Raw genomic sequence first — 19153 nt, 5'->3', positions numbered from 1 at the left:
TCCGCACGGATAAAGGGCCCGCTCTGAGCGAGGCCCCTTATTTTTATGCTTTCCAGTGTTGCGCCGGGTTTCGGTAAGGAGTTCCGGGGGTCAGAACGGATCTTTCACCCCTTAAGTCCGCCTCTTAATTCACCCAGGAACGCACCCTGGTATAAATCTCCGGCCACTTCTCATCTATCCTGCGCGCGCACCGGCGGATCACCACCAGGTACAGCACCAGCGGGGTACCCACGGCCAGCACCACGCCGAGCCCCGCCACCCACGCAATGTCCTGGGTAGCACCCAAGACCAGGGCCACCACACCGGGAATGAGCGGAATCCACCCCATCAGCAGGAAGGCGAAGCCGCTGATCATCGCGGCGGAGGAATAACCTGAGCGATCGGACCAGGGGTTTGTTCCCGGCCTTGAAGTGGGAAAGGGATTGTACACAGATAGGAGTAGCCCCGATCCCGCGGCGGAAAGGGCATAGCCCAGCACCGCCGCGAGCACCAAGGCGGAGTTTCCCCGATCCGGGAGCAGGACCAATACCACCGCGCAATACAGCACGAGGAACGCCCCCGGCACCGCCACCGATCCCGCGTGACGCGCCAAGAGCAGCGTGCGCGCCCGCACCCCGCTCACCATGTGCAGCCACCCACCGGGGCCGTCATAGCCAAAATCATTGGCGGACGTGCTGGCCAGGAAGAAGCACAGAATAAAAGCGCCCATATATGCGCTAAAGGCGCCGTCCGCGTACCCGCGATACAGGAAAAACACCATCACCAGCGGAAGCACAAGCAAGGAACCCACCATGCGGCTATCCCGGCGCATATACCGCAGCGCGCGGGAGAAAATGGCGGTGGCCTGATTATGCTTTAGACCAGGCAGAAAGACCGTGGCGAGCCCCTCCTTGCCCCGGCGGCTCTTTTTCTTCTCCTTCACCGCCACGCTGTGTATCTGCGGCTCCCGCAGATCCTGCGCCACGCCCCGGTACCACAGCCACAGCAGCGCGCCCAGGCTGGCCACGGCGATCAACCCCTGCGCCACGGCCACCGCCCACTGCCCGCTTATCGACGCCCCCACGGCACCACCCGCCGCGCCCAGGGGAGTCCAGGCGACCACGTTCCCCAACGTTTCCAGGGGAACACTCTCGTTGCCATTGACCACCATGTTGAAGGCGAGAACCAAGGCGATGAACCCCACCATGCTCCACGCCGCCAGGCGATCCTTCCCCACGGCGCCACGCCCCAGGAGCCTTCCCAGCACTTCACCAGAAAGAACCGTGGTGAGGAAGGAGATCGCCAGGAAGGGCACCGCCACAACCACCGCCACGGCCGATCCCGCCGCCAGGCACACCACGAGCGCGGTGGCCACCGAGCACAACAGCGCCACCACCGCGCGACTGTGCAAAAACGCCAGCCACCATAACCCCGTGCGCGCCTGCTGCGGGGTCACCGGGAGCGTGGCGAGATCACGGGCGGTGACCTGCTGTTCGCCGGAGGGCATCATCGCCATGAGCACGATGTATGCGATCATTCCGGCAGCGATCGCCGCGGGAATGATCGCGGTCTCTTCCTCCTGAATGTAGAGGAAAAGGAGAGCACCCGCCGAGGCCATGCCGATCAAAGCATAAAAGCCAACGAAGAGGGCCATGATAATCACGGAAGGGTTGGACTTCATCGTGCGGCCCCACAGCGTTGTGTGCAGCTTAATCAGAGTCTTGGTCATCGGGAGTGCTCACCGCCCAACCAGGTAAGCCCCTCCCCGCCGCGTTCCCCGCCCACGGCGTCCACAAAGACGTCCGTGAGAGAGCGCCCACCGCGCACCTCGTCCACGCTGCCCGCGGCCTGAACCCGGCCCTGGTTGATGATGGCCACGTGGCTGCACAGCCCCTCCACCAGTTCCATCACATGAGAGCTAATCACCACGGTGCCGCCGGAGGCGGCGTAGCTGCGCAGGAGGTTTTGGATCGTGCGCCCGGAAACCGGGTCCACGGCCTCCAGGGGCTCATCGAGGATCAGCACCTCGGGATTATGCAGCAGGGCCAGGGCGAGCAGGATCTTCTTGGTCATTCCGGCGGAATAGTCCACCACCCGCTTCTCCCCCGCCTCCTCCAAGCCCAGGGCCGCCAGGAGTTCCCGGCTGCGTTCCTCCACCGTGGCGGAATCCATGCCGCGCAGCGCCCCAACATAGCTGAGCAATTCCGGGCCGCTGAGGCGATCAAAAACGGGAACGCCATCTGCCAGGAGGCCCATGGACTTTTTCATGTCCAGGGGCTCTTTCCAGGTGTGGTGCCCCGCTACCCAGGTATCGCCGCGATCCGGGCGCAGCAGGCCCGCAACCATGGAGATCATTGTGGTTTTGCCCGCGCCATTGGGGCCCACGATGCCGTAAAGAGAGCCTCGGGGAATATCAAGACTGATCTCGTTGACGGCTACCTTGCCGTCAAACGCTTTGCACAACCCCCGCACCGCGAGGGCTTGCGTGGTGGGATCTTCCTGTAACACGTAAAGGCACGTCCTTTCTGCAAAGAAGTATCGTGCCTCTCAGTCTATAGAAGAAAAGTGAACAAGAGATTAAGCAGTGGCCGCTTTCTCTTCCGCCGCCAATTGTCCACATGCCGCCGCGATTTCCGAACCTTTTGTATTGCGCACCGTGCACGGAACGCCCTGGGCGATCACCCTGCGCACGAACTCGTCCTGGCGCTCCTTGGGCGAGGCGTCCCATTCCGAACCGGGGGTGGGATTCAGCGGAATCACGTTCACGTGCACCTTAGATCCCAGGGCCGCATGCAATTTCTTGCCCAGCATATCCGCGCGCCAATCCTGATCGTTTTTATCTCTAATCAGGGCGTATTCCACCGATACGCGGCGGCCGGATTTATCCGCGTAATACCGCGCGGCATCCAAGACCTCCGCCACCGGCCACCGATTATTCACCGGCACCAGGGTATCGCGCAGTTCATCGTCGGGAGTGTGCAGGGAAATGGCCAGGGTGACAGACATGTCCTCGTCCGCGAGCTTGCGGATCGCCGGCGCCAATCCCACGGTAGACACCGTGACGTTGCGCTGGGAAATACCAAAGCCCTCGGGAACCGGGCTGGTGATCTGCCGCACCGCCGAGACCACGCGCTTGTAATTGGCCAGCGGCTCGCCCATGCCCATGAACACCACGTTGGACAACCGCCCACCCTCGGCCTCCATCGTGGCGGCGGCGGTGCGAACCTGATCCACGATCTCCCCCGTGGAGAGGTTGCGATCCAACCCACCCTGGCCCGTGGCGCAAAACGGACAGTTCATGCCGCAGCCCGCCTGCGAGGAGATGCACAGCGTGGCGCGATCCGGGTACCGCATGAGCACGGATTCCAGCAGCGTGCCATCGTGCAAACGCCACAGCGTCTTTTGAGTCTCCCCCTCGTCCGTGGCCGTCTGCGTCACCGGGCGCATGAGCGGTGGGAACAACGCCTCGCGCACCTTTTCCCGCGCCTGTGCCGGGAGATCGGTCATCGTGCTCGGATCGGCCTCATACCTCCCGTAGTAGTGGCGGGCAATCTGATTGGCGCGAAACCGCGGCAATCCAAGATCGGTCACCGCAGACACGCGGGCCTCGGCATCGAGATCCGCGAAGTGATTGGGGGGCATACCGCGTTTGGGCGCGGCGAACTGGAGCTTGATTGGTTCAGCCATGATGCGCACCATTGTTCCACCTTGGAGGCGGTGAATCTAATCCTGCGTCACCCCAAGGTGGACTCCCGCCCAGGCACACGATTGAATAGAGGCATGGCTACACATACCGATCCCACTTCCGACGACGTCCCTGCCGCCTCCCCCGAGGCCACGGAGGCGTCGCAAAGCACCCCCGCCAAGCCGCAGCGCACCTTTGCCGCCACCACCTGGGCCGCGCTGATCGTGGGGGCGCTGCTGCTGATTCTGCTGCTCATCTTCATTATGCAGAATCAGCAATCCGTGGAACTCACGCTCTTTGTGTGGAAGTTTAGCTTCCCCGCCGGGGTGGGATTCCTGCTGGCCGCCATCGCCGGGGCACTCATCATGGCACTGGTAGGCGGGGTGCGCATGTTCGAGCTGCGCCGCATAGCGAAGAAAAACTCTCGCGAGTAACCCTGCTTAGGAGATCCCCTGGGTGACCAGGCTCAGCAGGAGCCACGTCACCATCGCCGCAGGTAAAAGCCCATCGAGGCGATCCATCATGCCCCCGTGGCCGGGCAGCATGGCCGACATATCCTTGATCCCCAGGTCCCTCTTGAATTGAGATTCCACCAGATCCCCCAGGGTGGCACAGACGGCCATGAGCAGGCCCATCGCCACCCCAAGCCACCACTGCTGCCCCAGGAAAAATACCACGCACAGCAGCCCCACGAGCGCCCCGGCGGTGAGCGACCCCACGAAGCCCTCCCAGGACTTCTTAGGGCTGACTGCCGGGGCCATCGGATGCGATCCAAAGAACACCCCGGCGATATAACCGCCGGTATCCGAGGCCACCACGCAAGCCATGAAGGTCACGATGAACAACGGTGCCGCGGCGAGATCCGATTCGATCCGGGAAATCAACGCGGCAAAGGCCCCAAACATGGGGATCCACGTGAGCACAAAGAGAGAAATAGCTACGTCGCGCACGTAATTGCGCGCCCGCACGCTGTCTACCTGCACAAAGAGCCGACCATACATCACCACCAGGGCCACGGCCACGTACGAGGCGGCCATACCCCCCACCCCCCACGGCCAGGTAAGCCACACCAAGAACTGCCCACCGACGATCAACACCGGGCGGCTAATCAGATAATCCGCCTCCATCAGGCGGGTGGTCACCTCCCAGGTGCCCAGCCCCACGGCCGCGCTGACCAACAGGTACCAGCCCAGCGGCCCGGAAAGAACCGCCGCAATCACCAGGGCACCCAGGCCCACCCCCACGGCCACCGCGACCGGGAGATTGCGCCCCGCGCTGTTTTTGGGTTTAAACCGCTCGGCGCTGCGGGATCCGGCCACGATGATGCTCCTTTTCGACGGTGAACGGGGACTCGGCTCCGGCTTAGACCTCCATCAACTCCGTTTCCTTGTTCGAGACCACCTCGTCCACCTTGGCCACATACTCCTGGGTGGTCTTGTCCAGATCCTTCTCCGCGGCGATCACCTCGTCCTCGCCGGCGTCGCCATCCTTTTGCAGCTTCTTCAGCTGCTCCATGCCCTTGCGGCGCACGTTGCGGATGGCAATCTTGCCGTCCTCGCCCTTAGACTTGGCCAGCTTCACCATCTCCTTGCGGCGCTCCTCCGTGAGCTGGGGAACCGTCACCCGCAGCACGTGGCCGTCATTCGTGGGGTTGACACCCAGATCGGAATTGCGGATGGCGTCCTCGATCTCCCCCATGATGGAGGGCTCGTAGGGCTTAATCAGCAGCATGCGCGGCTCCGGCACGGAAATAGAAGCCATCTGGGTAATGGGAGTAGGCACGCCATAATACTCAGCGACCACGCCATTAAACATGGAGGGATTAGCGCGGCCGGTGCGGATCGTGGTGAGATCCTCGCGGGTGTGCTCCACGGTATTACCCATGCGCTCTTCTGCTTCCATCAAAATCTCATCGATCATGGCTCAATCCTTTTCTATAGTGATTGTTGAAAACGTACGGGCAGCCCGCCGCGGCACCTTACCGCCTCAATCTATCAGGCGCGCCCGCACGGGGATGCCTATTTACGACTGCTTTACGACTGCACCAGAGTGCCAATGCGCTCCCCAGCCACCGCACGGGCGATATTGCCCTGTGTGAGCAGGTTGAACACCAAGATCGGCATGTCATTATCCATGCACAGGCTAAAGGCCGTGGCGTCCGCCACCTTGAGGTTCTTCTCAATGACCTCCCGGGGAGTGATCTCATCATAGAGAGTTGCCTCCGGGTTGGTGCGGGGATCGTCCGAGTACACGCCATCGACGGCCTTAGCCATGAGCAATACCTCGCAGCCGATCTCCAGGGCACGCTGGGCTGCGGTGGTGTCCGTGGAGAAATACGGCATACCCATGCCCGCGCCGAAGATCACCACGCGCCCCTTATCCAGATGGCGCGCGGCGCGCAAGGGCAGGTACGGCTCCGAGATCTGCGCCATGTTAATGGCCGTTTGCACGCGACACTCCACGCCCTCTTGCAGCAGGAAGTCCTGCAAGGCCAGGCAGTTCATCACAGTGCCGAGCATGCCCATGTAATCCGAGCGTGCCCGATCCATGCCGCGCTGCTGCAACTGCGCGCCCCGGAAAAAGTTGCCGCCGCCGATCACCACGGCGATCTCCACGCCCGTCCTGGCCACCTCCGCGATCTGGCGGGCCACGTTCTCCACCACGTCAGGATCAATGCCCACCTGACCTCCGCCAAACATTTCGCCGCCGAGCTTGAGCATGACGCGGCGGTATCCTTCGCTTCTGGCGTTATCCTGCGCAGAGGTCACCGGGAGACTCCTTCTCATATCACGTGGGGCTGTGTTCCTTCGGATAGTCTACCGTGCCCGCCGCGCCAGACCGCGCTGCGGCACAGGCGTTCCGCGCGCACACATCACGGAGAAAAGCGGCCCGCGCCGAGTCACCCTCTCGGTGCCCGGCGCGGACCGCTCTCCGCAGCGTAATTACTGCTGGCCCACCTCAAAGCGGGCGAAGCCGGTGATGGTCACCCCGGCCTCCTTGGCCATATCGCCCACGGACTTCTTGCCGTCCGCCACGGAGGCCTGCTCCAGCAGCACGACGTCCTTATAGAAGCCGTTGAGGCGGCCCTCCACGATCTTCGGGATAGCCTGCTCCGGCTTTCCTTCCTCGCGGGTGATCTGCTCAGCGATGGAACGCTCCTTCTCCACCACCTCGGCGGGCACGGACTCGCGGTTGAGGTAACGCGCCTTGAGGGCGGCCACCTGCATGGCCACGGCGTGAGCGGCCTTCTCATCCTCGCCCTCGTAGGCCACGAGCACGCCCACGGCCGGGGGAAGATCGGCGGAACGCTGGTGCAGGTACACGGAGATCTTCTCACCCTCCAGGGTGACCGCGCGGCGAAGTTCCAGCTTCTCGCCGATCTTGGCGGAAAGCTCCTGCACCACCTCGGAGGCAGGCTTGCCATCAACGTCCACGGCGGCCAGCTCCTCGGCGGAGTTCGCCTTGGCCGCGGCGGCAGCCTCCGCGATCTTGGCGGCGAGATCCTTGAACTCGGCGTTCTTGGCCACGAAGTCCGTCTCCGAGTTCACCTCGATCATGGTGTTGCCGGAAACGGCGATCAAGCCCTCCAGGGCGTTGCGCTCGGCACGCTTTCCGACGTCCTTAGCACCCTTGATGCGCAGGTTCTCCACGGCCTTCTCGAAGTCGCCGTCCGTCTCGTCGAGGGCCTTCTTGCAGTCGAGCATCCCGGAGCCGGTGATCTCGCGCAGCTTCTTCACATCAGCAGCAGTGTAGTTCGCCATTGTTGGGGCGATCCTCCTTGTGTAGAAACAGTTACCGTTAAAAATCGTAGCGGAGAAACGCTGAGCGCGTTGACCCCAGCGTCTGCCTCGCAGCGCCAGCACGATAGTCCACGGCAGATTATAATAAAGTGAAAACAAAACGAGAGGCCCCGCGGTGCCTCCACCACAGTTCATGGCGGCATTCACCTGGGGCCTACGCTTGTGCGGGCACGGTACCCGGAAAGAGGATTAAGCCTCCTGGGATGCCTCGGCGGCGTCGGCTTCCTGAGCCTTCTGCGCGTCCTGGGCTTCCTTCTCCTGGGTATCACCGGCGGCTTCCTTAGCGGCGGCCAGCTGGCGCTCCTCGCGGGACTTCTTGCCCTCGATCACGGCCTCGCCCACCACGTGGGTGAGGATGTTCACGGAGCGGATGGCGTCATCGTTGCCCGGAACGGGGTAGGAGACGTCATCGGGATCGCAGTTGGTGTCCAGGATGGCCACCACGGGGATGTTAAGCTTGTGCGCCTCGTGGACGGCGATGTGCTCCTTGTTGGTGTCCACGATCCACAGGGCGGAGGGAACCTTGGTCATCTCGGAGATGCCGCCCAGGACGCGCTCCAACTTCACGCGCTCGCGGGTGAGCATGAGAACTTCCTTCTTGGTGCGGCCCTTGTAGCCGTCCTCGGCGGCGTCCATGGCCTGAAGCTCCTTCATGCGAGCCAGGCGCTTGGACACGGTCTGGAAGTTGGTGAGCATACCGCCGAGCCAGCGGTGGTTGACGTAGGGCATGCCCACGCGCCCAGCCTCGGTCTGAATGGCCTCCTGGGCCTGCTTCTTGGTGCCCACAAAGAGGATGTTGCCGCCGTGCGCGACGGTCTCCTTGATGAACTCGTAGGCCTCATCGATGTAGGTCAGCGTCTGCTGAAGATCAATGATGTAGATGCCGTTGCGATCGGTGAAGATGAAGCGGCGCATCTTCGGGTTCCAGCGACGGGTCTGGTGGCCAAAGTGGACACCAGAGTCCAGAAGCTCGCGCATGGTCACGACTGCCATGGTGTGCTCCCTTTCTTATCTTGTCTTTCGGTTTTGAAGCTGCAACAGGTTTTGTTGGTTTGTCCTGCGCCCTGGCGGCTACGCCTTATAGCCCCAACACCCGGCATTAGCCGGGACCACGTCGGGGCACATTGCATATTCCGCGCGTAGTCAGTACGTCCACCACTACGGTGGACACACTGCTATCGGCCATAATATCGCCCTTCCCACCGCACATCAAACCCACCCTCGGACTTTTCCACAGGTAAACCACGCCTTTCACTCCCGCACCACCATCCACAGCCGCTATCGCACGCCTCCATCCACGCCGGGCAGATGCCCGCACGATGGAGGCATGAATGCTCACCGCACCCTCATCGCCCTGTACTTCCTATGTGCCCTCACTGTTCTTTTCTACTGTCCGGTCTCCCCTCCGCACGCCTCCGCGTGGGTATCCCCCACCACCAACGGCCCCCGCCCCGGAGGAATCCACCAGGCCTTCCACGCACCCCCGCACAACTGGCTCAGCGGGCACCGGGGCGTTGACCTCACCGCCGCCCCCGGAACCCCTATCCACGCGGCGGGAAGCGGCGTGGTGGCCTTCGTGGGAAGAATCGCCGGAAGCCCCATCGTCTCCATAGACCACGAGCAGCCGGTACGCATCGGGAAGGCCCACGCCACGGCGCATCTCGCTGCGGGCTCGGAGGTAACGATCCGCACCACCTACCAACCCGTGATCCCCCGGGTGGAGCAAGGCCAACGTATAGAAGAAGGCGAGGTGATTGGACACCTCGGGGGCACGCCCGCGCAACGTCACCACGCGGCAAGCGGCCTGCATTGGGGAGCGCGCGTCCTGCCCACCGACGATCAGTACCTCAACCCGCTCATTCTGCTTCCCACCCCCGTGATTCGACTCAAACCCCTCTCCCCCTAGAGCAAGGCCAATCAGGCACGCGGATGCGCCTGGTCATACACCTTTTTTAGCCGCTGAGCACTCACGTGGGTATAGATTTGCGTGGTTTGCATAGAGGAGTGTCCCAGTAGTTCCTGTACCTCGCGTAAATCCGCTCCGCCTTCTAGAAGATGCGTGGCCGCGCTGTGACGCAACCCGTGCGGGGTCAATCCCTCCGCTCCCACTCCCCGAGCCGCCACCTCCACGATCCGACGCACCTGGCGAGGATTAATACGTCCTCCCCTGCTGCCTAAGAAAAGAGCCTCGGTGTCCTTTCCCCCGGCGGCACTCTTTTTATTCTTGCGCATTAACTCCGGGCGCCCCCGTTCTAGCCACCCGTGCAGCGCGACGCGGGCGGGTTGGCCGAAAGGCACCACGCGCTCCTTATTCCCCTTGCCCAACACCCGTACCGTGCATCCCCGCAGATCAAGCCTCGGCACATCGAGGCCACATAATTCCGATACCCGGATTCCGGTGGCATAGAGTAATTCCACCATCGCCCTATTGCGCAGGCCCTCCGGGGTCTGCGGTGCATCGGAGCCCACCGCTTGTTGATCCACCCCGGAAGCACCTGGAAGATACCCGCCCTCCACGAGGTCTCGGGCCTGGCCCGTGCTGAGTACCTTGGGCAGGGTGCGGTGGATCTTCGGAGTCTTCAGGCGTATGGAGACGTCCGTCTCCAGGTGCCCTTGGTCAAAGGCCCACCGAGAAAAAGCCCGGGCGGCGGCCGTACGCCGCGCAATGGTAGAACGGCTCATTCCCTTTTCCACCGCTATCCCCAGCCATGTACGCAAAAAATTGAGATCCCACTGGGCAAAGGTGGGCGCCAACTCCGAGAGATCCAGGAGGTCATTGCGATAAGCGCGAATGGTAGCCTCCGCACGGCCCAACACCAAGCGCTGGTATTCAGCAAAGTCCTCCACTGCCTCGCGCACCTGACTCCCCACAGCCTCGCTCATGGAAGCCCATTTTAGGTTCCCTTTCCCCTTCCTTCCACGCGACCTTTCCGCACAGGTCTCCGTTGGAGGTTCCTCGCGGGCCTATCCTTCGCAGCCTTCGCGCCCCGCTACGCGGTGCCATTGATCCCCCTCCAAGGCCACCATGTTCTTGGTACTCAATTCCACGAGCAGATGAACCGTGAGAGGAAGGGACAACCCGGCCTGGCGGGCGATAACCGAGGTCTCTTCACCACCGGAGACCGGAAGGGCATCAAAAACGCGCAACTCGTTCCTGCTCAAGGCCTGGATGGAATCGGGGGCATAACTGAGCTCATATTGCTCGGCCACGTCCACGGCCCCCACAGCGCTCAACAACGCCCTAATATCATCCGCGCTGGCAACTAATTGCGCCCTGCCCTCCCGGATGCGTTCGTGGCAGCCCAGGGAACCCGCCCCGGTGATGGGGCCGGGCACCGCCATCGCGATCCTGCCCAAACCCTCCGCCCAGCTCAGCGTATTTAAGGCCCCGGAGCGCCACGCCGCTTCCACCACCACGGTGCCCTGGCTCAACGCCGCCACCAACCTATTCCGGGTGAGAAAGCGATGCCGCTGCGGAGAAACCTCCGGCGGGTATTCCGTGATCACCGCGCCCTGCTGCGCCACGGCGTCGAAAAGCCGGGCGTGCCGGGCGGGATATACCTTATCTATCCCGCAGGCGGCAACCACCACCGTGGCGCCGCCGCAGCGCAAGGCAGTGTTATGGGCCTCGGCGTCGATGCCCAGGGCACCACCGGAGATCACCGTCCACCTGTGCTGCGCTAAGCCCTGCACCAGGTGTGCCGTGGCCTGCGCGCCGTAACGGGATTGCGCGCGGGTACCCACCACCGCCACCGCCTGTGTGCAGAGTTGATCCAGGTGTGCCCCACGCACCCAGAGGGCGTGCGGTGCCACGGCGTCGGATTGGTAGGTGCGCAGGTGAGTGCTCACGCCGCTGCGGGCAAACCCAAAGGCGTGGTCGAACTGGGTGGTCGGCCATTCCTCGTGGCCGGGGTAAAGGAGCCTGGCCCCGTGCGTGCGGGCCAGGGTGAGGTCGCGCTCCGCTCGTTCCCAGTCATAGCGCGTGGCCGTTTGCTCTAATAAATCCCCCACCCACCGCTTGCGCATGCGGATCCCCTCCGCGATGACCGGGGCCTCGCGGCCCTCGGTAAGGAGCGTGGTGAGTTGCCGCGAGGGGCCCTCCACCACGCGGGAAAGATAGGCAAAGGCGAGTTCTTCGGCGGAAAATATCGTGTTCATTCCCGCACCGATCCGTGAAGGTGAATCGCCTCGGTGATCTCCGCCAGCCCCGGTTGATCCCCGCCGGAGAGGTCCGTGAGCGTCCAGGCGACGCTGAGGGCGTGATCCACCGCGCGTTGGCTCAATACCCCTTGAGCCAGGTATGCCTCCAGAAGCAGCATCGCTTCCTCCGTGGCCGGGAAGTTCCGGCGCAATACGTGCGGGGGAACCGCGGAATTACACCGCTCGCTCCGCCCGGCATCACCCCACCGGCGCCTAGACCTCTGCCTGGCCTGGGTCACGTTCGCGGCCAACTCCGCGCTGCTGCGCGCGGAATCGGTACGCAGGTGTGCTCCCACGGCGGTAGTGTGTACAACGATGTCCAGGCGATCGCGCAGCGGGCCGGATAGGTTATCGAGGTAGGTGGCCCGCTGCCGGGGCAGGCACCGACACTCCTGGGGATCATTCGCCGCGCACCGGCAGGGGTTGGCGGCCAGCACCAGCTGGAACCGGGCGGGAAAGAGATATTCGCGGTGGGCGCGCACCAAACGCACCTGGGAGTTATCCAAGGGGGTGCGCAGACCGTCGAGCACGGAGGCGGGAATCTCCGAAGCCTCATCGAGAAAAAGCACCCCGTGGTGAGCCAGGCTCACCGCGCCCGGGCGCGGCACCCCGCTGCCTCCACCCAGAAGTCCAGCCCTGCTCACCGAGTGGTGCGGGGCGACGAAGGGTGCGCGGTGGATCGGCCCGCTAAAGGAGGGGGCCACCACGGAGTGCACGGCCGTGGCTTCCAGCATTTGCTCTTGCGTCAGGGACGGCAGAATGGTGGGCAGACGCTGGGCGATCATGGATTTCCCCGAACCCGGCGGCCCGATGAGCATGAAGTGGTGCCCGCCCGCCGCAGCGATCTCGGCGGCGCGCACCGCGTGATCCTGGCCCGCTATCTCGGAGAAGTCTCCCGATTCTGCGGGAGGGCTCAGCGCATCCCCGCCCCGCGCCTGCGCCAACGTCCGTTCCCCACGCGCCCATTCCATCGCCGCGCGCAGGGTCGGAGCCACCAGCACCTCCAGGGGGCTGGCCAGCGCGGCCTCGGCCTCGTTTCCCGGCGGTACCACCGCGCGGGTGAGCCCCTGGCGGTGCGCGCTCAACAGCGCGGGCAGCACCCCGGAGACGGGACGCAGGGTGCCATCGAGGGCCACCTCGCCCAGCAGCACAGTAGAGCGCAAGCGGTGCCGCATTTGCTCTGCTTCCGCCCCCGTGGACATTGCGCTGAGAATGGCCAGAGTGATCGAGAGGTCATAATGCCCGCCCGATTTGGGTAGGGATGCCGGGAAAGAGAAACCACGATCTTGGTGTGTGGCCAGGCCAAACCACTGTTCGATACCGCCGTGCGGATACGGTCACGCGATTCCCGCACGGAGGCATCGCCCAGCCCCACCACGTACATGCCGGGTAAACCGGGCCCGATGTTGGCTTCCACCGTGACGTGGTGGGCGCGCAGACCGTGCAGCGCCGTGGTGTGCGTTCTACCCAGGCGGCAGGGGGTCACAAGATCAGCGGGCACCGGATTCCACCCCCTCGTAGCGCTGTGCATGAAAGGTCAGGCGCTCGCACCGAGAATCGGCGTCCCTGTCCGCCACGGTGAGCACGAGGACGTCGAAACGCACCCGTTGCCAGGGTTTATCCCGCAGCCAGTGCGCGGCGGCGCGCCGCATGCGCGATAATTTGCGGCTATCCACCGCCTCCGCCCCGCCGAAGGCGTTCCCGCTGCGGGTTTTGACCTCCACGAACACCACCGTTCCCCCGGGTTCTCTCACGATGAGGTCGATTTCCCCGGAGGCGCAGCGCACGTTCATGCCCACCACCTGAGCACCGCGTTCACGGTAATACGCCGCAGCGAAGGCCTCTCCTTGGCGGCCCAGTGTCATCGCAGCCATCGCCGCCATTGCCGTTGTCTTAGTCATGCTCGCCAGCCTGCCCCGCAAAGCCCGCACCGCCGGGGAACACACAAAAAGGGGTGTGCATAACCTCGGTTATCCACACCCCGGGTGCCGCTCGCGCTGGCGGTGACAGGCCTAGTCCGGTACCACCAGATCCGGCTTATCCAGTTCCTCGATGTTCACGTCCTTAAACGTCATCACCCGCACGTACCGGACGAATCGGGCGGGGCGATACATGTCCCACACCCAGGCATCGGACATGCGTACCTCGTAATACACGTCCGCCCCACTTCCGTGAGGGATCAACTCCACCGCGTTGGCCAGGTAAAAACGGCGCTCCGTTTCCACCACGTAGGAGAACTGGCTGACCACATCGCGGTATTCGCGGTAGAGGGATAGTTCCGCCTCGGCCTCGTAGTTTTCCAGCTCTTCCGCACTCATCGCGCTCCTATATCCTTCCTCATCTCAACGCCCACCCCCGCAACAAAAACACCGGCGCGCTCAGCGCGCATCCTGGCCTCGGAGCCACTGGGAGTGAGCAGCACTCACGTTGGAGTAAGTGTATCTATGCTCCGGGCTCGCCCCGTGGCGGCGCACCGCGTCCATGTGTGCCTTTGTGCCGTACCCCTTGTGCCCGGCGAATCCGTAACCGGGATATTGAGCGTCGAGGTCCGCCATCATGTGATCCCTGGTGACCTTAGCCAGAACGCTGGCGGCGGCGATGCACCGGGCGGCGGCGTCCCCGCCGATGATCGGCAGGTGGGGCTGGCGCATTCCCGGGATCCTCACGGCGTCGCTGAGCACATAGCCGGGAACCTTATCCAGGGCCACCACCGCGCGCCGCATGCCGGAAACGTTGGCGCGCTGGATGCCGTAGGCGTCAATGTCCTGTGCGCTGACCACCACCACGGCCCAGGCGAGCGCGTGGCGCTTAATCAGCGGGAAGAGGCGCTCGCGCGCGGCGGGGGTGAGTTTCTTGGAATCGGTGAGGCGATCCAACTCCGCGATGGCGCCCGGCGGAAGCACGCAGGCCCCGATGGTCAAGGGCCCGGCGCAGGCGCCGCGCCCGGCCTCGTCTACCCCCGCCACCGGGCCCAGCCCCGCGCGATCCAGCGCCACCTCCAGGGTGCGCAGTTGCGTCAGGCGACGCATGATTAGGCGGCCGCTCCCTCCGCCGCGGCGTCATTCTGAAGATCCGGGGAGTCCACCAGGCCGATGCGGTTCAGCGGCCAGATCCGCGCCACCGTCTTGCCTCGAATGTTCTCCACCGGAACGGTGCCCTGGTACTCGTCGCCCATGTGCGCACGAGAATCCCCGGAATTGGTGCGATTATCCCCCATCACCCACACGTTGCCCTCCGGCACTGTCACGGGGCCAAAGTACGGGCCGCCGCAGGCATCAGAGCCGCCCTCACCAACAACCGGGAACTGCGGCGGGTCAAGGGTGAAGGACTGATCGGTGGGTTCGCCGTCCACCATCACGGCCGGATCGCCCTCCTGGCAGGACACCGTCTGCCCCTCGGTGGCGATCACGCGCTTGACCAGGTTGTTCTCATCGGGGGCCACCAGGCCCACGTAGGAACCCAGCTCCTGGAAGCCGCGCACCACTGGGTTCTCCGAGCGCTGGGAAACAAAGTTCTCGTTCCAGGAGGGAGTACCGGCAAAGACCACCACGTCACCCGGCTTGGGCTCGGAGAAGTAATAGGACACCTTCTCCACCGCGATGCGGTCGCCCGTGCAACCATCACAACCATGCAGCGTGGGCTCCATCGAAGCGCTGGGGATCATGTACACGCGCCCCACGAAGGTTTGCACCAAAAAGACGATCAGGAAGGTCACGCCGATGATCAGCGGTATTTCCAGGTACCACGGCAGTTCTTTTTTCTCTTTCTTGGTTGCCTTAGCGTCCTCAGCTGCGGAGCCCTCGGCGGCACGGGAAGCACGAGAAGAATCAGTCACGGCTCTCGACTCTAGCAGGCAGCCCCGGCAATCCCGTGGAACCCAGGCTGAACCCCCACCGCCGGGGTTGTGCCCGGCCCGCGCACAGCCGCACACACCACAGCGCCGCTGCGTCGCCAGGCTCATTCTGCCGGACTTCGAGCGGAGGACTTCGCACGGGTAAGCACGCACTGCCCCGGATCAGCGACGTCGATAAGCCCCGATATCCCCACCCAAACGCGCGATACCCCCGCGCCCGGATAACCGGGATCGCGGGGGTATCGGTACGCCGTGGAGGACTAGCGGCGCTCCTTAATGCGAGCTGCCTTACCGCGCAGGTTGCGCAGGTAGTACAGCTTGGCGCGGCGCACGCGGCCGCGGCGGGTGACCTCGATGGAGGCAATGTTCGGGGAGTGCACCGGGAAGGTACGCTCCACGCCGATGCCGAAGGACACCTTGCGCACGGTGAAGGTCTCGCGGATGCCGGAACCCTGACGGCGGATCACCACGCCAGTGAAGAGCTGGGTGCGCTCGTTGGAACCCTCGATCACCTTGACGTTCACGCCCAGGGTATCGCCGGGGCGGAAGTCCGGGATATCATCGCGGAGCTGGGCTGCATCGACCTTGTCGAGAATGTTCATGAGAAACAATCCTTAATCTTCGGGAAAGAGGACCCTGGCGGCGCTTCCCTTCCGGGCGCTCGGCCGGTTCGTATCCGTGACATATCTTCGCCGCGTGCCCGCCCCCAAGAAAACAAGGCAGGCTGAGCAAGCAACCTGTTCATTATTCCACTGCACCCCGGCGATCACCAAACCCACCCACCGCGCTACACTGGGCCACAGCCTCACGGGAGCCCGCGGCCAAGCGGGCTGAGAACGCGCTTTGCCCGCCGCGCGGACCGTCGAACCTGCCCGGATCATACCGGCGAAGGAAGCAAGGAGAATCATGCTGGATCTACGGTGCTACCTGGTCACCGGCCCGGGCGATGCCGTGGGCGTGGCCGCCGCCGCGGCGCGCGGCGGGGCCGGGGTGGTGCAGGTGCGCAGCAAGCCCATCTCCCCCCGCGATCTGCTCAGCCTCGCCACCGAGGTAGCTAGGGCCGTGGCCCGGGCCAATCCCGCCACCAGGGTGCTTATCGACGACCGCGTGGACATCGCCGCCGCCCTCATGCACCGCGGCGAGCACGTCCACGGGGTACACCTGGGGCAAGATGACCTCCCCGTGCGCGATGCCCGCGCGATCCTGGGGCCCCGGGCCATCATCGGCCTGACCACCGGCACCCTGCCGTTGGTGGAGGCCGCCAACGAGGTGGCCGAGGCCATTGATTACATCGGCGCCGGGCCGTATCGCCCCACCCCCACCAAGGATTCCGGCCGCCCGCCCCTGGGGGTGGCAGGCTATATACCCCTGGTGCAGGCCTCAAGGGTTCCGGTGGTGGCCATCGGTGACGTCACCGCCCAGGACGCCCCGGCGCTCGCGGACACGGGGGTGGCCGGCGTGGCCTTGAGCCGGGGCCTCATGCGCGCCGAGGACCCCGAGGCCGTAACCCGCAGCGTGCTCGGGGCGTTTGCATGAGCGCCACGCTCCGCCAACACGGCCTGCCGGAACGGGTGATCGTGGTGGGGGCCGGGATCGTCGGCCTGTGCACGGCCTTTGAGCTGACGGAGATCGCCGGAAGCGGCCTCGCGGTGACCGTGATTGACCCCGCCCCGGTCAGCGGCGCCTCCCGGTACGCCGGGGGCATGCTCGCCCCGGTGGCGGAGGTGCAGTACCGCCAAGAAGCCCTGTATCCCCTCATGCTGGAATCGGCCCGGTTGTATCCCAGCCTGATCCGTCGGGTGGCCGAGGCTACCGATCTTCCCACCGGATTTCGTGGAGAGGGCACCCTCGTGGTGGCCGCCGACCGCGCGGACGCGCACCACCTGCGCGAGCTCACCGCTCACCAGCAGGCACACGGCATGACGGTGGAGCCCCTGGGGGTGCGCCAAGCGCGTCGGCTGGAACCGGCCCTCTCCCCCGCCTTAGCCGGTGCGGTCTCCATTCCCGGCGATACCCAGGTGGCGCCTCGGCTTTTTACCGCAGCGCTAAAGGACGCGCTGCTCCGCCGGGGGGTGGAGTTCCTGCCCGCCACCGTGACCGGGGTGGGCGAGAAAGAACTGCACACGGATCGGGGGGACGTCGATACGCGGGGCGCGCGCGTGGTGCTGGCGGCGGGGCTCGGCGCCTCCCGCCTCACCGCGGGCTTAGCCTTGCGGCCGGTGTACGGGGACATTCTGATCGCGCGCTGCCCCGGCCTGCTCAATCGGGTGGTGCGCGGCTTCGTGGAGGATCGCCCCATCTACCTCATTCCCCGGGGCGAGACGATCGCCATCGGGGCGACCTCGCGGGAGGATCACCGCGCCGATATTCCCCTGGGTTCGGTGCGCGATCTGCTGCGCGATTCCTGCCGGATCGTGCCCGGTTTAGAGGAGGCGGACCTGGTGGAATGGGGCACGGGCGCGCGCCCCGGCACCCCGGACGATCTGCCCTACCTGGGGCTCATCGGGGATACGGTGGTTTCTACCGGGTACTTCCGCCACGGCATCTTGCTGGCGGCCCTGGGCGGGCTCGTCGGCGCGCGCCTGGCCCTGGGGATCGACCCCGGCTATGACATCGGTGCTTGCCACCCGCAACGCCACAGGGAGGAACAATGATCTACACCGTTAATGGAAGCACGCGCACGGGCGGCCCGCTGACCGTCGCGGAACTGGTAGACGCGGAGGCGGGCTCGCGCGAGGGCGTGGCGGTGGCCATCAACGCCCAGGTGGTGCCCGCCTCGCGCTGGCACCGGCCGATCGCCGAGGGCGACGCCGTGGATATTCTCACCGCCGTGCAGGGAGGGTAGCCGTGCTCACCATCGCTGATCGAACCTTTGAGTCCCGGCTCATCATGGGCACCGGCGGGGCCACCTCGCAGGCCATCTTGGAGGAATCGCTGGTGGCCTCCGGCACGCAACTGACCACCGTGGCCATGCGCCGCCACTCCGCGCGCACCCCCGGCGGCGGGGAATCCCTCTTTGATCTGCTGCGCCGCCTGGGCATCGCTCCCCTGCCCAACACCGCCGGGTGCCGCACCGCCCGCGACGCCCTGCTGACCGCCCAGCTCGCGCGCGAGGCGCTGGGCACCTCCTGGGTCAAGGCCGAGGTCATCGCGGACGAGCACACGCTCCTGCCGGATACCACGGAGCTGATCGACGCCTGCGAGCTCCTCATCGCCGATGGCTTCACGGTGCTGGCCTATACCTCCGACGATCCCGTCACCGCGCGCCGCCTAGAGGACATCGGCGTGGCGGCGGTCATGCCCCTGGGCTCGCCCATCGGCACGGGGCTGGGGATCCTCAACCCCCACAACATCGAACTGATCTGCCAGCGCGCGGAGGTTCCGGTGATCCTCGATGCCGGGGTGGGCACGGCCTCCGACGCCACCCTGGCCATGGAACTCGGCTGCTCCGGGGTGCTGCTGGCCAGCGCGATTAACCGCTGCCACGATCCCGTGGGCATGGCCCGCTCCATGCGGCTCGCCGTGGAGGCCGGGCACCTGGCCCGGGAATCCGGGCGCATTCCCCAGCGCCGGCACGCCCGGGCCTCCTCCGACTTCGAGGGCCTCGCGCAGTGGGCGGATCAGGTGCTCTAGGCC

General features: G+C 65.0%; 21 protein-coding genes and 1 pseudogene. 6 read left to right on the top strand and 16 right to left on the bottom strand.

Translation table 11 applies throughout. The features are described 5' to 3' along the window. Positions 1–124: 124 nt before the first annotated feature. From Cocul_RS02265 to rlmN, 3 genes are all read right to left on the bottom strand, one after another. A complete protein-coding gene (locus tag Cocul_RS02265) occupies positions 125–1708 on the bottom strand; it encodes a hypothetical protein (RefSeq protein WP_055121684.1) in 1584 nt (527 codons plus the stop codon). After that, the gene (locus Cocul_RS02260) at positions 1705–2487 is read right to left on the bottom strand and encodes an ABC transporter ATP-binding protein (protein ID WP_055121683.1); all 783 of its coding nucleotides are present in this window, start codon (positions 2485–2487) and stop codon (positions 1705–1707) included. Before Cocul_RS02260 ends, Cocul_RS02265 begins: the two co-directional genes overlap by 4 nt. Positions 2488–2556: 69 nt before the next feature. Continuing rightward, positions 2557–3666, bottom strand: a complete 1110-nt coding sequence (gene rlmN, locus Cocul_RS02255; protein WP_055122005.1) for a dual-specificity RNA methyltransferase RlmN — start codon at positions 3664–3666, stop codon at positions 2557–2559. A 57-nt stretch (positions 3667–3723) separates the two neighbouring features. Between rlmN and Cocul_RS12735 the strand changes: the two genes are divergently transcribed. After that, positions 3724–4098, top strand: a complete 375-nt coding sequence (locus Cocul_RS12735; RefSeq protein WP_425388768.1) for a LapA family protein — start codon at positions 3724–3726, stop codon at positions 4096–4098. A gap of 6 nt (positions 4099–4104) precedes the next feature. On the opposite strand, the gene Cocul_RS02245 is transcribed toward Cocul_RS12735, so the two are convergent. The 5 genes from Cocul_RS02245 to rpsB all read right to left on the bottom strand — a co-directional run bounded on the left by Cocul_RS02245 (position 4105) and on the right by rpsB (position 8457). Further along, entirely contained in the window at positions 4105–4983 is an 879-nt protein-coding gene (locus Cocul_RS02245; RefSeq protein ID WP_150114311.1) for a phosphatidate cytidylyltransferase, read from the bottom strand. Between the two features lie 43 nt (positions 4984–5026). Continuing rightward, complete coding sequence (gene frr, locus Cocul_RS02240) at positions 5027–5584, bottom strand: ribosome recycling factor (RefSeq protein ID WP_055121681.1); 558 nt, start codon at positions 5582–5584, stop codon at positions 5027–5029. Between the two features lie 113 nt (positions 5585–5697). Then, complete coding sequence (gene pyrH / locus Cocul_RS02235; RefSeq protein WP_425388767.1) at positions 5698–6384, bottom strand: UMP kinase; 687 nt, start codon at positions 6382–6384, stop codon at positions 5698–5700. Positions 6385–6606: 222 nt separating this feature from the next. Continuing rightward, positions 6607–7425, bottom strand: a complete 819-nt coding sequence (gene tsf / locus Cocul_RS02230; protein WP_055121679.1) for a translation elongation factor Ts — start codon at positions 7423–7425, stop codon at positions 6607–6609. 228 nt (positions 7426–7653) lie between these two features. Continuing rightward, positions 7654–8457: a 30S ribosomal protein S2 gene (gene rpsB, locus Cocul_RS02225; protein WP_055121678.1), complete on the bottom strand. Its 804-nt coding sequence runs from the start codon at positions 8455–8457 to the stop codon at positions 7654–7656. Positions 8458–8791: 334 nt separating this feature from the next. Between rpsB and Cocul_RS02220 the strand changes: the two genes are divergently transcribed. After that, a complete protein-coding gene (locus Cocul_RS02220; protein WP_055121677.1) occupies positions 8792–9370 on the top strand; it encodes a M23 family metallopeptidase in 579 nt (192 codons plus the stop codon). 11 nt (positions 9371–9381) lie between these two features. Here Cocul_RS02220 and Cocul_RS02215 read toward each other — a convergent pair whose 3' ends face one another. The 8 genes and pseudogenes from Cocul_RS02215 to rplS form a co-directional block, all read right to left on the bottom strand. Next, complete coding sequence (locus Cocul_RS02215) at positions 9382–10347, bottom strand: tyrosine recombinase XerC (protein WP_055121676.1); 966 nt, start codon at positions 10345–10347, stop codon at positions 9382–9384. 81 nt (positions 10348–10428) lie between these two features. After that, positions 10429–11622 (bottom strand): DNA-processing protein DprA, encoded by a 1194-nt coding sequence (gene dprA, locus Cocul_RS02210; RefSeq protein WP_055121675.1) that lies wholly within the window; start codon positions 11620–11622, stop codon positions 10429–10431. Beyond that, positions 11619–13195 (bottom strand): annotated as a pseudogene (locus Cocul_RS02205) (YifB family Mg chelatase-like AAA ATPase). Before Cocul_RS02205 ends, dprA begins: the two are co-directional and overlap by 4 nt. Then, positions 13155–13565: a YraN family protein gene (locus Cocul_RS02200; protein ID WP_069723541.1), complete on the bottom strand. Its 411-nt coding sequence runs from the start codon at positions 13563–13565 to the stop codon at positions 13155–13157. The pseudogene Cocul_RS02205 and the gene Cocul_RS02200 overlap by 41 nt, the downstream one beginning before the upstream one ends. A gap of 111 nt (positions 13566–13676) precedes the next feature. Then, complete coding sequence (locus Cocul_RS02195) at positions 13677–13982, bottom strand: DUF2469 domain-containing protein (RefSeq protein ID WP_055121674.1); 306 nt, start codon at positions 13980–13982, stop codon at positions 13677–13679. Positions 13983–14042: 60 nt separating this feature from the next. Then, entirely contained in the window at positions 14043–14693 is a 651-nt protein-coding gene (locus Cocul_RS02190; RefSeq protein ID WP_055121673.1) for a ribonuclease HII, read from the bottom strand. A 2-nt stretch (positions 14694–14695) separates the two neighbouring features. Continuing rightward, on the bottom strand, positions 14696–15499 hold the full coding sequence (gene lepB, locus Cocul_RS02185) for a signal peptidase I (RefSeq protein ID WP_055121672.1): 804 nt from the start codon (positions 15497–15499) through the stop codon (positions 14696–14698). A gap of 278 nt (positions 15500–15777) precedes the next feature. Beyond that, positions 15778–16119, bottom strand: coding sequence for a 50S ribosomal protein L19 (gene rplS, locus Cocul_RS02180; protein ID WP_055121671.1), 342 nt, complete (start codon positions 16117–16119; stop codon positions 15778–15780). A gap of 304 nt (positions 16120–16423) precedes the next feature. On the opposite strand from rplS, the gene Cocul_RS02175 reads away from it, so the two are divergent. Genes Cocul_RS02175 through Cocul_RS02160 form a run of 4 tightly spaced genes read left to right on the top strand, consistent with a single transcriptional unit; the run spans position 16424 to position 19150 of the window. Then, entirely contained in the window at positions 16424–17053 is a 630-nt protein-coding gene (locus Cocul_RS02175) for a thiamine phosphate synthase (RefSeq protein WP_055121670.1), read from the top strand. Next, entirely contained in the window at positions 17050–18171 is a 1122-nt protein-coding gene (gene thiO / locus Cocul_RS02170) for a glycine oxidase ThiO (RefSeq protein WP_055121669.1), read from the top strand. Before Cocul_RS02175 ends, thiO begins: the two co-directional genes overlap by 4 nt. Beyond that, positions 18168–18362 carry a sulfur carrier protein ThiS gene (thiS, locus tag Cocul_RS02165; RefSeq protein WP_055121668.1) on the top strand — a complete coding sequence of 65 codons (195 nt, stop codon included), beginning with the start codon at positions 18168–18170 and terminating at the stop codon, positions 18360–18362. The genes thiO and thiS overlap by 4 nt, the downstream gene beginning before the upstream one ends. Before the next feature lie 2 nt (positions 18363–18364). Further along, positions 18365–19150, top strand: coding sequence for a thiazole synthase (locus Cocul_RS02160; protein ID WP_055121667.1), 786 nt, complete (start codon positions 18365–18367; stop codon positions 19148–19150). Positions 19151–19153: the final 3 nt, after the last annotated feature.

The sequence above is a fragment of the Corynebacterium oculi genome, assembly GCF_001412105.1.
Classification (GTDB): domain Bacteria; phylum Actinomycetota; class Actinomycetes; order Mycobacteriales; family Mycobacteriaceae; genus Corynebacterium; species Corynebacterium oculi.
This window is presented reverse-complemented; position numbering and strand designations above follow the sequence as displayed.

Coding starts and splice junctions, on each gene's coding strand:
- Cocul_RS02175 (WP_055121670.1), top strand. CDS start 16,424: ATGCTGGATCTACGGTGCTACCTGGTCACCGGCCCGGGCGATGCCGTG.
- tsf (WP_055121679.1), bottom strand. CDS start 7,425: ATGGCGAACTACACTGCTGCTGATGTGAAGAAGCTGCGCGAGATCACC.
- Cocul_RS02215 (WP_055121676.1), bottom strand. CDS start 10,347: ATGAGCGAGGCTGTGGGGAGTCAGGTGCGCGAGGCAGTGGAGGACTTT.
- rplS (WP_055121671.1), bottom strand. CDS start 16,119: ATGAACATTCTCGACAAGGTCGATGCAGCCCAGCTCCGCGATGATATC.
- pyrH (WP_425388767.1), bottom strand. CDS start 6,384: ATGCTCAAGCTCGGCGGCGAAATGTTTGGCGGAGGTCAGGTGGGCATT.
- Cocul_RS02195 (WP_055121674.1), bottom strand. CDS start 13,982: ATGAGTGCGGAAGAGCTGGAAAACTACGAGGCCGAGGCGGAACTATCC.
- thiO (WP_055121669.1), top strand. CDS start 17,050: ATGAGCGCCACGCTCCGCCAACACGGCCTGCCGGAACGGGTGATCGTG.
- Cocul_RS02265 (WP_055121684.1), bottom strand. CDS start 1,708: ATGACCAAGACTCTGATTAAGCTGCACACAACGCTGTGGGGCCGCACG.
- rpsB (WP_055121678.1), bottom strand. CDS start 8,457: ATGGCAGTCGTGACCATGCGCGAGCTTCTGGACTCTGGTGTCCACTTT.
- Cocul_RS02220 (WP_055121677.1), top strand. CDS start 8,792: ATGAATGCTCACCGCACCCTCATCGCCCTGTACTTCCTATGTGCCCTC.
- Cocul_RS02190 (WP_055121673.1), bottom strand. CDS start 14,693: ATGCGTCGCCTGACGCAACTGCGCACCCTGGAGGTGGCGCTGGATCGC.
- frr (WP_055121681.1), bottom strand. CDS start 5,584: ATGATCGATGAGATTTTGATGGAAGCAGAAGAGCGCATGGGTAATACC.
- Cocul_RS02200 (WP_069723541.1), bottom strand. CDS start 13,565: ATGACTAAGACAACGGCAATGGCGGCGATGGCTGCGATGACACTGGGC.
- dprA (WP_055121675.1), bottom strand. CDS start 11,622: ATGAACACGATATTTTCCGCCGAAGAACTCGCCTTTGCCTATCTTTCC.
- rlmN (WP_055122005.1), bottom strand. CDS start 3,666: ATGGCTGAACCAATCAAGCTCCAGTTCGCCGCGCCCAAACGCGGTATG.
- thiS (WP_055121668.1), top strand. CDS start 18,168: ATGATCTACACCGTTAATGGAAGCACGCGCACGGGCGGCCCGCTGACC.